This window comes from Bacillus sp. LR_5, from assembly GCF_042709275.1.
The window spans coordinates 1-14,155 of the sequence record NZ_JAVAXX010000170.1 but is presented as its reverse complement, the minus strand read 5'-3'; the positions used below and the strand labels follow the sequence as shown (position 1 = coordinate 14,155).

18 protein-coding genes are annotated in these 14,155 nt (G+C 43.2%); 15 read left to right on the top strand and 3 right to left on the bottom strand.

The features are described from left to right. The 8 genes from ilvD to RAC86_RS25325 all read left to right on the top strand — a co-directional run. On the top strand, nt 1–1,603 hold a 1,603-nt coding region (gene ilvD, locus RAC86_RS25360), incomplete at its 5' end, for a dihydroxy-acid dehydratase (protein WP_377886134.1). Between the two features lie 105 nt (nt 1,604–1,708). Continuing rightward, nucleotides 1,709–2,143 (top strand): bacilliredoxin BrxA, encoded by a 435-nt coding sequence (gene brxA, locus RAC86_RS25355; protein ID WP_003218231.1) that lies wholly within the window; start codon nt 1,709–1,711, stop codon nt 2,141–2,143. A gap of 41 nt (nt 2,144–2,184) precedes the next feature. After that, nucleotides 2,185–2,970, top strand: a complete 786-nt coding sequence (locus tag RAC86_RS25350; RefSeq protein ID WP_072183532.1) for a class I SAM-dependent methyltransferase — start codon at nt 2,185–2,187, stop codon at nt 2,968–2,970. Nucleotides 2,971–3,229: 259 nt separating this feature from the next. Beyond that, nucleotides 3,230–3,844, top strand: a complete 615-nt coding sequence (locus RAC86_RS25345; RefSeq protein ID WP_041520984.1) for a YpjP family protein — start codon at nt 3,230–3,232, stop codon at nt 3,842–3,844. Nucleotides 3,845–3,861: 17 nt separating this feature from the next. Continuing rightward, complete coding sequence (locus RAC86_RS25340; RefSeq protein ID WP_014114143.1) at nt 3,862–4,395, top strand: phosphatidylglycerophosphatase A family protein; 534 nt, start codon at nt 3,862–3,864, stop codon at nt 4,393–4,395. Nucleotides 4,396–4,478: 83 nt separating this feature from the next. Beyond that, nucleotides 4,479–5,273 carry a thymidylate synthase gene (locus RAC86_RS25335; protein ID WP_061187676.1) on the top strand — a complete coding sequence of 265 codons (795 nt, stop codon included), beginning with the start codon at nt 4,479–4,481 and terminating at the stop codon, nt 5,271–5,273. Beyond that, nucleotides 5,270–5,776, top strand: coding sequence for a dihydrofolate reductase DfrA (gene dfrA / locus RAC86_RS25330; protein ID WP_061187677.1), 507 nt, complete (start codon nt 5,270–5,272; stop codon nt 5,774–5,776). Before RAC86_RS25335 ends, dfrA begins: the two co-directional genes overlap by 4 nt. Then, nucleotides 5,777–6,397: a lysophospholipid acyltransferase family protein gene (locus tag RAC86_RS25325; protein ID WP_072566449.1), complete on the top strand. Its 621-nt coding sequence runs from the start codon at nt 5,777–5,779 to the stop codon at nt 6,395–6,397. It abuts the gene before it with no gap. Between the two features lie 33 nt (nt 6,398–6,430). On the opposite strand, the gene trhA is transcribed toward RAC86_RS25325, so the two are convergent. Further along, a complete protein-coding gene (trhA, locus tag RAC86_RS25320) occupies nt 6,431–7,072 on the bottom strand; it encodes a PAQR family membrane homeostasis protein TrhA (RefSeq protein WP_014114139.1) in 642 nt (213 codons plus the stop codon). A gap of 20 nt (nt 7,073–7,092) precedes the next feature. Further along, nucleotides 7,093–8,088: a sigma 54-interacting transcriptional regulator gene (locus tag RAC86_RS25315; protein ID WP_061187678.1), complete on the bottom strand. Its 996-nt coding sequence runs from the start codon at nt 8,086–8,088 to the stop codon at nt 7,093–7,095. Nucleotides 8,089–8,335: 247 nt separating this feature from the next. On the opposite strand from RAC86_RS25315, the gene ilvA reads away from it, so the two are divergent. The 7 genes from ilvA to RAC86_RS25280 all read left to right on the top strand — a co-directional run bounded on the left by ilvA (nt 8,336) and on the right by RAC86_RS25280 (nt 13,710). Then, a complete protein-coding gene (ilvA, locus tag RAC86_RS25310; RefSeq protein WP_014114137.1) occupies nt 8,336–9,604 on the top strand; it encodes a threonine ammonia-lyase IlvA in 1,269 nt (422 codons plus the stop codon). A gap of 86 nt (nt 9,605–9,690) precedes the next feature. Beyond that, entirely contained in the window at nt 9,691–9,942 is a 252-nt protein-coding gene (locus tag RAC86_RS25305; RefSeq protein ID WP_003218212.1) for a YpmP family protein, read from the top strand. 151 nt (nt 9,943–10,093) lie between these two features. Then, nucleotides 10,094–10,675, top strand: a complete 582-nt coding sequence (scuA, locus tag RAC86_RS25300) for a cytochrome c oxidase assembly accessory protein ScuA (protein ID WP_072566448.1) — start codon at nt 10,094–10,096, stop codon at nt 10,673–10,675. Between the two features lie 77 nt (nt 10,676–10,752). Then, nucleotides 10,753–11,520: an SGNH/GDSL hydrolase family protein gene (locus RAC86_RS25295; RefSeq protein WP_014114135.1), complete on the top strand. Its 768-nt coding sequence runs from the start codon at nt 10,753–10,755 to the stop codon at nt 11,518–11,520. 9 nt (nt 11,521–11,529) lie between these two features. Then, nucleotides 11,530–12,093 (top strand): YpmS family protein, encoded by a 564-nt coding sequence (locus tag RAC86_RS25290; RefSeq protein WP_014114134.1) that lies wholly within the window; start codon nt 11,530–11,532, stop codon nt 12,091–12,093. 12 nt (nt 12,094–12,105) lie between these two features. Beyond that, a complete protein-coding gene (gene ypmT / locus RAC86_RS25285; RefSeq protein WP_003218204.1) occupies nt 12,106–12,300 on the top strand; it encodes a protein YpmT in 195 nt (64 codons plus the stop codon). Nucleotides 12,301–12,372: 72 nt separating this feature from the next. Beyond that, entirely contained in the window at nt 12,373–13,710 is a 1,338-nt protein-coding gene (locus RAC86_RS25280) for an MATE family efflux transporter (protein ID WP_072566447.1), read from the top strand. Between the two features lie 51 nt (nt 13,711–13,761). Here RAC86_RS25280 and RAC86_RS25275 read toward each other — a convergent pair. Then, nucleotides 13,762–14,155, bottom strand: a 394-nt coding sequence (locus tag RAC86_RS25275; RefSeq protein WP_377886133.1) for a MarR family transcriptional regulator, incomplete at its 5' end; no start/stop codon positions are given.

Genomic DNA, 14,155 nt, shown 5'->3' with positions numbered 1-14,155 from the left:
AGGTGTAAAAGAAGAGGATTTTGGCAAGCCGTTTATTGCGGTTTGTAATTCATACATTGATATCGTTCCTGGTCATGTTCACTTGCAGGAGTTTGGAAAAATCGTAAAAGAAGCAATCAGAGAAGCTGGGGGCGTACCATTTGAATTTAATACCATCGGAGTAGATGACGGCATCGCGATGGGACATATCGGTATGAGATATTCGCTGCCGAGCCGTGAAATCATCGCTGACTCTGTGGAAACAGTTGTATCCGCACACTGGTTTGACGGCATGGTCTGTATTCCGAACTGCGACAAAATCACGCCGGGAATGCTCATGGCGGCAATGCGCATCAACATTCCGACGATTTTTGTCAGCGGAGGGCCGATGGCGGCAGGAAGAACAAGTGACGGACGGAAAATCTCCCTTTCCTCAGTATTCGAAGGGGTAGGCGCTTACCAAGCCGGAAAAATCAATGAAAACGAACTTCAAGAATTAGAGCAGTTCGGATGTCCAACATGTGGGTCTTGTTCTGGGATGTTTACGGCGAACTCAATGAACTGCCTGTCCGAAGCACTTGGACTTGCTTTGCCGGGTAACGGAACCATTCTCGCGACATCACCGGAACGCAAAGAGTTTGTCAGAAAGTCGGCTGCGCAATTAATGGAAACCATTCGCAAAGATATCAAACCGCGTGATATCGTCACTGTAAAAGCGATTGATAACGCGTTTGCACTCGATATGGCGCTTGGCGGTTCAACAAATACCGTTCTTCATACGCTTGCCCTTGCAAACGAAGCCGGCGTTGAATACTCTTTAGAACGCATTAACGAAGTCGCTGAGCGCGTGCCGCACTTGGCCAAGCTGGCTCCTGCATCTGATGTGTTTATTGAAGATCTTCATGAAGCGGGCGGTGTGTCAGCAGCGCTGAATGAGCTTTCCAAGAAAGAAGGCGCGCTTCATTTGGACGCGCTGACTGTTACAGGAAAAACACTTGGAGAAACCATTGCTGGACATGAAGTAAAGGATTATGACATCATCCATCCGCTGGATCAACCATTCACTGAAAAGGGCGGCCTTGCTGTTTTATTCGGTAATCTGGCTCCAGACGGCGCTATCATTAAAACAGGCGGCGTACAAAACGGTATCACGAGACACGAAGGTCCGGCTGTCGTATTTGATTCTCAGGATGAGGCGCTTGACGGCATTATCAACCGGAAAGTAAAAGAAGGCGACGTTGTCATCATCCGATACGAAGGGCCAAAAGGCGGACCTGGCATGCCGGAAATGCTTGCGCCTACATCTCAAATCGTTGGAATGGGACTCGGACCGAAAGTGGCATTGATTACAGACGGACGTTTTTCCGGAGCCTCCCGAGGACTCTCAATCGGTCACGTATCACCAGAGGCCGCAGAGGGAGGACCGCTTGCCTTTGTTGAAAACGGAGACCATATCATCGTTGATATTGAAAAACGCATCTTGGATGTACAAGTGCCAGAGGAAGAATGGGAAAAACGGAAAGCCAACTGGAAAGGATTTGAACCGAAAGTGAAAACCGGCTACTTGGCACGTTATTCTAAACTTGTGACAAGCGCCAACACCGGCGGTATCATGAAAATCTAGACAGCGGGGAACTCTTTCTTCTATTTTAAGGCGTGAACATTTGAAATCCGGCCCTCTCTATAGTATCCTTACTTCAGATGAAGGATAATAGAGGGGGCTTTTTTTATGTCAATGGCTTATGAAGAATACATGCGCCAGCTTGTCGTACCGATGCGCCGCGAGCTGACTGGTGCAGGTTTTGATGAATTAACAACAGCGGAAGAAGTAGAAAACTTTATGGAAAAGGCAGAGGGCACAACACTTGTAGTCGTTAACTCTGTGTGCGGCTGTGCTGCAGGTCTCGCGCGTCCTGCAGCAACACAGGCAGTCCTCCAGCATGACAAAACACCTGACAATACGGTGACTGTATTTGCGGGTCAAGATAAAGAAGCTACTGCAAAAATGCGTGAGTATTTTACTGGCCAGGAGCCTTCTTCACCGTCAATGGCTCTTTTGAAAGGCAAAGAAGTCGTACATTTTATTCCACGTCATGAAATTGAAGGACACGATATGGAAGAGATTATGAAAAATTTGACCGCTGCTTTTGATGCACACTGCTAAATGCCCGTTTTCCGGGCATTTTCTTTTTGGGAGTACTGAAGATGATAACAACAAGCTATAGACCGTCTGAACACACCATAAAAACCGCAAAGCAGCTTTCCTTAGAGCTGGATATGCCATACTGCGGCCGAAATAAACAAACGGTTGAAAACCTGCTGAAGTCAGCTGAACGTGATGTGCTTGTGGTCGGCAAAGAGCGGTTTGAACTTTATACGAAACAAGGTGCCAAATTCTTTTTTCACCCGAATACAGCGATGTTCAGAGCTAAACGCTTCATACGGGGGGAGCAGGAGCCGATGCTTCGGGCAGCTGGTTTATCGGAAGGGGACACGTTTTTAGATTGCACACTCGGGCTGGGTTCGGATGCCATTATCGCAAGTATGGCAGTAGGCGAAACGGGTTCTGTGATTGGGATTGAAAAAAACCATCTTGTGTCCGTTCTCGTGAGGACGGGACTGCATTCATGGGAAACGGGCATAGAAGAGCTTCAAGCTGCAATGAGAAGAATCCAAGTGAAGAATGGGGATTGCTTTGAATACATCAAGCAGCTTCCTGACAACTCTGTTGATGTGGTTTATTTCGATCCAATGTTTCATGAGCCTGTAGAGACGTCTGACGGCATCGCGCCTTTACGGGATTTGGCAGAGGATTCAGTTTTGCACGAAGGGTGTATCAAAGAAGCGATGCGCGCTGCCAGAAAAAGCGTTGTGCTAAAAGACCACTGGAAAAGCCCGCGATTTGAACAGTTTGGTTTTAACGTCATGAAAAGAAAAACAGCATTGTTCCATTATGGCGTTATTCAAGTCGCAAGCAAAACAAGCCCGTGATTGATATCACGGGCTTTCTGTTAATCGGTGACTTCCATGACGACAAAGTATAACAATGTTAAGAGTGAAACTGTGGCAAACAGAGCGTCAATCATGCGGAAAGCCTCCTTTCACATAATATTGTAAGCGTTTTTACACAAACCGCAAAGCAACGAATCTCCTAATTTGCATATCAGTTTCATATCATACATGACTTGCATGTTTCGGGTGTGCTAAAATAAGAGAAACATGACAATAAAATAGAGAGGAATAAGCAGTCATGAAATTGTGGATGAGAAAGACTCTTGTAGTTTTATTTACCATCGTAACATTCGGGCTCGTATCTCCTCCGGCTGCTCTTATGGCGGACAAGCCCTCCGGACAGCCGAGCAGTCTTGAGCAGAATGATTACACCGCTTTTTATGATGAGCATGACCTGTACGATGATGATGAGTCGGAAGACAGGCAAGACCCTGAACTGCTTTTTCAATCCTACAAGGAACAGCTCTTTGACAGTGCTGAGGATCAGTCCTTTTTGAAATTCGGCAGCAAAATCGCTCCGGTCATTGAGGATGACTATCGGAAAGAGATCCTGCCGCAAATTGAAAACGTGATTAGTGATTATTTAGCAACATTGCAAGATGATGAGGCGTATCAGGATGTTGTGATTTCAAGCATGCCTTCAGCGGGCAAAACGGAAAAAATTTTCAACGTTTACAATCGGACGACTGGAGAAGATCTCCTCAGATTTCATGTGCGAAGAGACCACCCGCCTCACGACGGCTACTGGTTTAATTTTCACTATCATACAGCAGAAGACGGATTTCAATCACATCATGAGCTTGGGAGCATTTACTGGGACCGCAACACGCCTCCCAACTGGATGAGTGCGTAAAGGAGATGCCATTAGACATGAAAAAGTACACAATGAATGAAATGGTCGATATAACAAAAGATATGCTAAATAAACGGGGCGTTATGATAGAAGATATTGCGCGGATTGTTCAAAAACTTCAGGAAAAATACAATCCAAATCTGCCGCTCAGTGTGTGCATGGAGAATGTAAATAAAGTGCTGAACAAACGTGAAATTATTCATGCTGTTTTAACAGGTCTTGCGCTTGATCAGCTCGCTGAGCAGAAACTTCTTCCGGAACCGCTGCAGCACCTTGTTGAAACGGATGAACCGCTTTACGGCATAGATGAAATTATCCCTCTTTCAATCGTTAATGTGTACGGATCGATCGGCTTGACCAACTTCGGTTATTTGGATAAAGAGAAGATTGGAATCATTAAGGAACTTGATGAAAGTCCAGACGGTATTCATACCTTTTTGGATGATATTGTGGCAGCCCTTGCGGCAGCAGCGGCGAGCAGAATTGCTCATACGCATCAGGATCTTCAAGATGAAGAAAAAGAACAGGATGAAAAACCTGTCATCAGCTGACTATAAAAAAATCATTTCTGGGTTCAGAAATGATTTTTTATTGTGTTACACTACTAGAAGACTACTTTTAAAGGATGAAAAAAATGAAACAGTATAAGGATTTATGCAGACATGTATTAGAGCATGGCAAAAAAAAAGGAGACCGGACAGGGACCGGAACAATCAGCACCTTCGGGTATCAAATGAGATTTAATTTACAGGAAGGCTTTCCAATGCTGACCACAAAAAAACTCCACTTTACATCAATTGCGCATGAGCTGCTGTGGTTTTTAAAAGGGGATACCAATGTACGCTATCTGCAGGAAAACGGAGTGCGAATCTGGAATGAGTGGGCTGATGAAAACGGGGAACTCGGACCTGTATACGGTTCACAATGGCGTTCTTGGCGGGGAGCTGACGGGGAAACCGTTGATCAAATTTCCCGACTTATTGAAGATATTAAGACAAATCCGAACTCCAGACGCTTAATCGTGAGCGCATGGAATGTTGGTGAAATTGATAAAATGGCGTTGCCGCCGTGCCATTGCCTGTTCCAATTCTACGTGTCTGACGGCAAGCTGTCCTGTCAGCTGTATCAACGCTCTGCTGATGTTTTCCTCGGTGTGCCGTTTAATATTGCTTCTTATGCCCTGTTAACCATGATGATTGCTCATGTGACTGGGCTTGAACCGGGCGAGTTTATTCATACATTTGGAGATGTTCATATTTATCAAAATCATATTGAACAGGTCAATTTGCAGCTGACAAGAGACGTTCGCCCGCTGCCGAAGCTTCGTTTCGCCAGAGAGATTGATTCTATTTTCAACTTTGCATTTGAGGATTTTATCATCGAGGATTATGATCCGCATCCTCATATTAAAGGAGCGGTCAGCGTATGATTTCGTTCATTTTTGCGATGGATGCCAACAGGCTGATCGGCAAAGACAATGATTTGCCGTGGCATTTGCCCAATGATCTTGCGTACTTTAAAAAAGTAACATCGGGCCATTCAATCATTATGGGCCGGAAAACATATGAATCGATTGGACGTCCGCTTCCAAACCGGAAAAATATTGTCGTCACATCAGCGCCGGCTTCAGAATTTCCGGGATGCACGGTTGTCAGTTCGTTAATGGATGTATTGGACATTTGTTCAGGCTCTGAGGAATGCTTTGTGATCGGAGGGGCTCAGCTCTATACAGCATTGTTCCCTTATGCGGACAGACTGTATATGACGAAAATTCATCACGAGTTTGAGGGTGACCGCCACTTCCCCGAATTTGATGAAACCAATTGGAAGCTGGTTTCTTCTGAGCGGGGGATCAAGGACGAAAAAAACCCGTACGATTATGAATTTCTGGTGTTTGAAAAAAAGAATTCTTCTGAAGTGGGAGGATTTTAATTGGTTCGCTACAGCTTGCTAGTGGTTTATATTGTGTATATGCTGTTAAAAAACATGAAACAATTATTTAATCAAAGGATGCTTGATCCCCGTCTGTCATACAAAAAACAGTTGACTCTTGTCTACGAGCAGCCAAAGGCGTTTTTGGAAGGCTGTATCGGCATCACCGGTTCAGTTGTGACGATCCATCAGCCTGAGCCAATACCGCGCGGTCCTGTTTTGTATGTGCATCCTCGTTTGCGTTTGGCTGAACTGGCCTTAATTGCTGGATATATTGAAGAACCGGCCGGTTTTATTGCCAATCCAAAAGTATTTCGCTTGCCTTTTATCGGGCAATGGCTAGATCGGATGGATGTGATTTCAGACGGTGATTCAGAAAAGGTATATGAAGATGTGACGAAACAGCTGGAAAAAGGACAAAGCCTGATTCTTTCATTAGATGGTCCTATAGATCCTGTAGAGCTTGCAACCCGCTATCATCTTCCGTTGGTGATGGTGGAAACAAAAGGAACAGATGACCTGCAAAAGGGATCGTTTTTTAAACGTTTAAAACCAGCAGACATTGAATTGTCCTTTTCAAAAGCTTATATACCAGCAAATGAAAAACAATTACGTGCATGAAAAAAGCGCAGTCTTTAAGACTGCGCTTTTCTGCTACGAAATAAACGGCACCTTCACACAATAAAACAGCACACAGAAAAACATCGCAGCACTTCCGCCTAATACAAAGCTGTGCCAAATGGCGTGATGGAAAGGGATCTTTTTCCAAATATAAAAGATGGTTCCGACAGAGTATAAAATGCCGCCGAGAAAAAGAAGGCTGAATCCCGCCCCGCTCAGCGAAGCGTATAAAGGTTTAACCGCGATAATCATCAGCCATCCCATAATCAAATACACTAAGGTCGACAATAGGATAAAGCGTTTCACGAAGAAAATTTTAAAAACGATTCCGCCTAGGGCAAGAGACCAAACGATAATCAAAAGGGTGTAGCCGAGTGTACCTTTCAGCGGCCCCAGCAAAAAAGGCGTATAGGTTCCGGCGATGAGTACGTAAATGGCGCTATGGTCAATAATCTCCAAAATATCCTTCGTCTTTTTATGTGTGATACTGTGAAGCAGTGTGGAGCTCAAATATAACAGCAGCATAGAGACGCCGAATATTGTAAAGCTGACAATGTCCCATGCAGACCCGTAATGAGCCGAAAATATGATCAAAAACACTAATGCTGGTATGGATAAGAGCACACCGATGCCGTGTGTTATCGCATTGGCAATCTCTTCTTTGATTGTAAACAAGTGCATTCTCCTTTCGATCGCTAGATCATTTGATTTTTCAGTGTTTCTAAAAAGTTCAAACCCTCTAACGTAATTTTAGTGCCGGCGCGTCCGCGGCTTTTTGTGACATAATCTTTTTTCTCCAAATAATCGAGACGGCTTCTGACCTGCTGCGGGGATAACGAGGTTTGGGTGTTTTTGCTGTGTTCCGAGATGATCCGTCTGCTGGCTGGTTCTCCTTTTTCGTTTAACGCTTTTATTGTTTCCAAAATAAACAAAAACTCGGCTTTTTCCATTAAAGTCAACAGCTTCGCTTTTTTCTTCGACGCTTTTTCGTCTATTGTGCCCCTAATATATGGAGGCAGGTCATATGGATGAATCGTTCCCCCGTTTGCGACTGCCGCCATATAATCTGCGGCGTTTTTTAACTCCCTGACATTGCCTTCAAATGTGTGTTGCTCAAGCATCGAAAAGACTGAGGGATCAATTAACAATTGCTGACCGGAATGTGAGAGAAAATATTGTGTCAAAAGCGGTATATCGCTTTTGCGTTCAGACAATTCGGGCAGTGTGAGCGTTAAAATATTCAGTCTGTAAAATAAGTCTTGCCTGAATGTATGTTCCGCGCATCCATCTGCGGAAGCACAGATGATTCGCGGTTTCTCCGTGTCTGAATCTAGCACTTTTAGCAGCTGAGCTTGTACAGAGGCAGGCATGCGCCATACTTCATCAAGAAAAAGGGTTCCTCGAGCCGTTTTTTGAAACACACCTGAGTTTCCGTTAGGGCCAAAAAGCTCACGCATAAGGCTTTCTTCCGAATGGGTGCTGCAATTGACGCTAATAAAGGGTTCGCTGTATCTCGAAGATCCCTGGTGTATTGCTTGTGCGAAATGATCTTTTCCTGTTCCGATTTTTCCTGTTATCAGGACAGGAAGCTCTGATAGTGAGAATTGCTTGGCGATTCGCTTCGCTTCCAGGAATGTCTGATGTTCTCCGATGAGATGTTGAAATGTGCTAGGTATTGTTGCGGTATTCATCAATTGGCTCCTTTTGGTTCTAATTGGTTTTATTATATCATGCCTGTTGGCTGAAAACACGTTTTATTTACGATCATCTTTTTTCTTAGGACTCCCAGGATATTGGTGAAGCAAGTTTTACACAGGATGTGATAAACATAGTCAGTATTTTTTTAATTATTAAATAAAAATAATTGTCTTATTTTTTGAATATTCGTGTTATAATGGCATATTAAATAGGGATTTAAAACAAGAAAGGAATCTGTACATGAAACCGTTGCTTAAAGAAAACTCTCTCATCCAAGTGAAAGACATTTTGAAGGCTCATCAAAACGTGAAGGACATTGTCATTCACACACCTTTGCAAAGGAATGACAGACTTTCTGAGAGATATGAATGCAATATCTATTTGAAACGTGAAGACTTGCAAGTTGTCAGATCTTTTAAGCTCAGAGGGGCTTATCATAAAATGAAACAGCTTTCCAGCGAGCAGACTGAGAACGGAGTTGTATGTGCGAGTGCCGGAAACCACGCTCAAGGTGTGGCGTTCTCGTGTAAACATCTTGGCATTCACGGGAAAATTTTTATGCCGTCTACAACACCGAGACAAAAAGTATCTCAAGTTGAATTATTCGGTAAAGGGTTTATCGATATTATTTTGACAGGTGATACGTTTGACGATGCGTATAAAAGCGCTGTTGAATGCTGTGAGGCGGAATCCCGGACGTTTATCCACCCGTTCGATGATCCGGATGTGATGGCCGGACAGGGAACGTTGGCAGTCGAGATTTTAAACGACATTGATACAGAACCGCATTTTCTTTTTGCAAGTGTCGGAGGAGGCGGCCTTCTCTCAGGAGTAGGTACATATTTAAAAAATGTGTCTCCTGATACAAAGGTAATTGCTGTTGAGCCGGCGGGAGCGGCATCCTATTTTGAATCAAACAAAGCTGGACATGTCGTCACACTTGATAAAATTGATAAGTTTGTAGATGGAGCAGCTGTTAAAAAAATTGGGGAGGAAACGTTCCAAACGCTGGAATCTGTCGTTGATGACATTCTCCTTGTGCCTGAAGGAAAAGTATGTACATCCATTCTTGAATTATATAACGAATGTGCGATTGTTGCTGAACCGGCTGGAGCTCTTTCTGTCGCAGCGCTTGATTTGTACAAGAATGAAATTAAAGGCAAAAATGTGGTATGTGTGGTCAGCGGGGGCAATAACGATATCGGAAGAATGCAGGAAATGAAGGAGCGGTCCTTGATTTTTGAAGGACTTCAGCATTATTTTATCGTCAATTTTCCGCAAAGAGCGGGGGCGCTCCGCGAATTTCTTGACGAAGTTCTCGGGCCTAATGATGACATTACAAGATTTGAATATACGAAGAAAAATAATAAAAGTAACGGACCTGCTCTTGTCGGCATCGAGCTGCAGAACAAGGCCGACTATGGGCCGCTGATTGAACGGATGAACAGAAAACCGTTTCATTATGTAGAGGTGAATAAGGATGAGGACTTGTTCCATTTGCTGATCTAATTTTTTTACACAACCGCGCAAAATGACAGACAGCCCGGCTGGCATTGTATATAATATAAGAAAAACAAAAAAAGAGGATTGATAGCTTGTTACTCAAAAGCCTAGAGTTCAAACGCAGTGACGGGATTCAGGTGAAAGTGACAGAAATACCTGTATTAAAGGAAGATGAGCACTATTTCTTTATGTTACATCACCATTTGCAATTCTACTTAAAAGAAGTGTTTTCATCAAACAGCAGGGCAAAAGTGTATTCTTTCCGACATTATATGAAGCGCCGGATGAAATGGGCAGATTATCAGGCTGTTTTTCATCAAGAGGTGTTAAAGCACAACGCGTAATATGACGTTTATACCTGTATGTCTCCCTCTGTAATCAGTGATTGGGAGGCATGCAGGATTTTTTTGCCCAGTATCGAATACAAACATGGGACGCAGCAGGTAAGGACGATTTTAGAAAGCGCTTTTATGCTGGCTGGAAAGGGTGAATGTCATGAAGGTTATCAAGGGTTTAACGGCAGGGCTGTTTTTTCTGCTTTTGTGTGCCTGCGGGGGACAACAGATTAAAGATCAGCTCAATTACGAAGTGGAGCCTTTTACATTTCAAAACCAAGACGGCAAGAACGTTTCTTTAGAGAGTTTAAAAGGAGAAGTATGGCTGGCGGATTTTATTTTCACCAATTGTGAAACTGTATGTCCGCCGATGACCGCTCATATGACTGATCTGCAAAAAAAACTGAAAGCCGAGAAGATAGATGTCCGCATCGTATCGTTTAGTGTTGATCCAGAAAACGATAAGCCGAAACAGCTGAAGAAATTCGCCGCAAATTATCCATTAACTTTTGATAATTGGGATTTCCTCACGGGATACAGCCAGAGTGATATTGAGGCGTTCGCGTTTAAGAGCTTTAAAGCGATTGTGAAGAAACCGGAGGGAGAGGACCAAGTCATTCATCAATCTTCTTTTTATTTGGTAGGCCCGGACGGCAAGGTGCTGAAAGATTACAATGGAGTGGAAAATACACCGTACGATGATATTATCGCCGATGTGAAGTCAGCCAGTACACTCAAGTAAGCTAGAAGACTAGGCATTTGCAAATCTTCTAAAACATGATACACTTTCCACTAGTAGAATGGGAAGGAGCAACAAGATTGAAGCTGCGCATTTTTTCACTCATGGCCAGTTTGATTTTGCTTCTTACTGCTTGTACGAGTATACGTACAGCATCTGAGGGAAAACAAAAAGCTCATGAACCGAAAACGAAAGAGGACATTGTCATTGCTGCTGTCGGAGATTCGCTGACAGAAGGAGTCGGAGATCCCGACGGAAAGGGATATGTCGGTAAGGTGGCGGATTCCATCCGTTCAGATAAGCAAGTCAAAACGGTAGACGTAAAAAATTATGCCGTGAAAGGGAACCGTTCGGATGATTTATTAGAGAAACTAAAAGATAAAAAGGTTCAAAAAGGCATAAAGGACGCAGATTATGTCTTTTTTACCATTGGCGGTAATGATTTGATGAAAGTCCTTCGCCAAAACTTTCTTCAATTAACCGTTGAACCGTTTGAGGAAGCGGAAAAGCCGTTTGAAAAGCGTTTTGAAAAAATTATTTCTGAAATTCGAGAGCTGAATGATCACGCTGAGCTGATTTATGTCAGCATGTATAATCCGTTTACGTTTACATTATCTGAATTAAATGAAATAAACGGAGTTGTCACTGATTGGAACCATATTGCTGAAAAAGAGCTGAAAAAAGATAAACATGCAAAAATCATTCATATCGACGACTTGTTTAATGAAAAAAGTGACAGCAGCCGAATTTCTGAGGAAGATGATTTTCATCCTAATGGTACGGGTTATTCCCTTATCGCGAAGCGCGTCTATCAAGCCATTAAAAAAGAAGGATTACCGAAAGAGTAGGGTGACATCATGAATAAGTGGAAACGACTGTTTTTTATATTGCTTGCAATCAATATTATCCTTGCTGTTGGTTTTATGGCACTTGTTATGCTGCCGGGAGAACAAGCCCAGGTGAAGGATTCATCTGAGAGCGAGTATGGATTTCAAGTGACAAGCACAAAAGAATCATTAGCTGCGTTTGTCAACTCATATTTAAACGACAAAGCATCAAACAAGCTTGATTATAAAGTAGAGATAGATGATGATGTTCATGTCGCAGGGAAAATCAAGGCTTTTTCCACGTCCATTGATGCGTTTGTCGCTTTTGAACCGACCGTGAAAAAAAATGGCGATGTGGAGTTGAATGTTACGAAATTTTCGTTAGGGAAATTGAGTATACCGATTAGCTTTGTGTTAAATTATATGGACAGCTTTTACGAATTGCCGTCATTTGTCCACGTTCATCCCGGCGATAAAAGCATTGAAGTGCGCCTGTCAGAAATGCCTTTAACGAATGGAATGTATGTCAAAGCGGATAAAATAAATTTAGAAAAAGATGAAATTGAGTTTTCCTATTACCATCCTAAACAATAGAGGTGACTGAAAATGAAACGGATTTACCAGTATTTCAGTTTATTATCCTTTACATTTTCCCTGTATTTTGGCTGGCTTGCTTATCATCATCTAGCCGCTGAAGATATGGACCAAATGTACTTGAACATTTCCTATTGTGCCTTGTTCCTAAGTGTGATGGTGTTTACATTCGGTATGAGAGACCGGAAAAAAACCGATAAATCATGAAAAAAAGAGACATGAAACAACGTCTCTTTTTTCGTGCGGTCTGACGAAAATTTGAGAACACAAGGAGAAAAAATGAAAGCATATGATTTTACACAGGGGAACGTGCTGAAACAGCTTGTGCTATTTTCAACGCCTATTATGCTTGGAAACGCATTGCAGGTTTCCTTTCAATTTATAGACAGTTTGTGGATCGGCAATTTACTGGGGGCAAAGGCTCTAGGGGCAGCAGCAGTATCAAGCACGATTGTTTTAACCGTGCTTTCTTTTATTTTGGGCCTTAACAATGCGACGTTAACCATTTTGTCACAGCAAAAGGGAAAAGATGATGAAAAAGGAATGGCGTCGTATATTAACGCTTTTGTCGTTTTATTAACAGGTCTAAGCATCGGATTCGGCGCGGCCGGTTTTTTTCTGTCAGAGCACTTGCTTCGTCTTCTAAAAACGCCGGAGTCAATGATACCGCTTGCTGAAACCTATTTACAGATTCAATTTATCGGCATTTTATTTTTGTTTGGTTATAACTTTATCAGTACTGTGCTTCGGGCGCTCGGCGACAGCAAGACACCTCTCCGGTTTATTGCGTTTGCCGTTGTGCTGAATACAGTGTTGGCACCGCTCTTTATTTCTGTGTTCCGCATGGGAATAGCGGGAGCTGCTTATTCGACGATTTTGTCACAGGGCATTGCGTTTCTGTATGGATTGTTCTATGTCATCAAACACAAGCTTGTGCCGTTCTCAATTCCGCGAGTGCCCAAATGGGAAGAGTCCGCGCTGATTATGAAACTCGGGATTCCAGCCGGTCTGCAGATGATGGTGATCACAGGCGGAATGATGGCGATTATGAGTGTTGTCAACTCATACGGGGAGCACGTGGTATCAGGCTTCGGCGCGGTACAGCGGCTCGACAGCATCATCACGCTTCCAGCAATGGCTGCCGGTACGGCGGTCAACAGTATGGCAGGGCAAAATATCGGAATCGGAAACTATAAAAGAGTGGGAACGATTGCAAGGCTAGGTGTGATGGCTGTTATTTCTTGCATGCTGGTGATTGCAGTTATGATTTGGGTATTTGGTAAATACCTCATGAGGTTATTTATCAGTGAGCCAGATGCGGTTGCGTTTGGTGAACAATATTTGCGGTGGATCGCGTTTTTCTATCCTTTTATCGGGATTAATTTCGTACTGAACGGAATCGTCAGAGCTGCGGGAGCGATGCTGCAGGTCCTGGTTTTAAATTTGATTTCGTTTTGGGTTTTGAGATATCCTTTCACAACTCTATTTTCAGCTTGGCTTGGACAGAAAGGGATCGGGCTCGGAATCGGAATGAGTTTTTTATTAAGCAGCTGTGCGGCGTTTTTGTATTACAGATACGGCCGCTGGAAAACAATGAAACTGTTCACTGAAAAATAAGTGAGGCGCTGAGAAAAGCACATACCCATATATAGCGGTATGTGCTTTTTTTCACCGTTTTTTATCTAGTTTGCTGAAGAGCTCGATTAATGAGGCAAGTTCGGCGTCACTGTAGCAGTCAAAACGTTTAAAGAAATATTCCGTTTTTTTCTCGTTGAAATGCTGAAGGACTTTTTCGCCCGCTTCAGTGATATGAATGCGGATGATGCGTCTGTCTTCCTTCGATCTGATTCTCGTAATCCATTCCTTTTCTACCAGCGCATCAGTCACAGCCGTAATGTGGCTTGCCGATACCTCTAAAATAGGCGCAAATTCGGTGACTTTTTTAGGCCCTTGTTCACTGAGGATTCGCAGAATGGTGAATTCATTCCGTGACAGCTCTTTATCTAGAATCTCATTGATTTCATTGCGTATTTGTTTAAAGACTTTACGGAGTAAAGTTTCC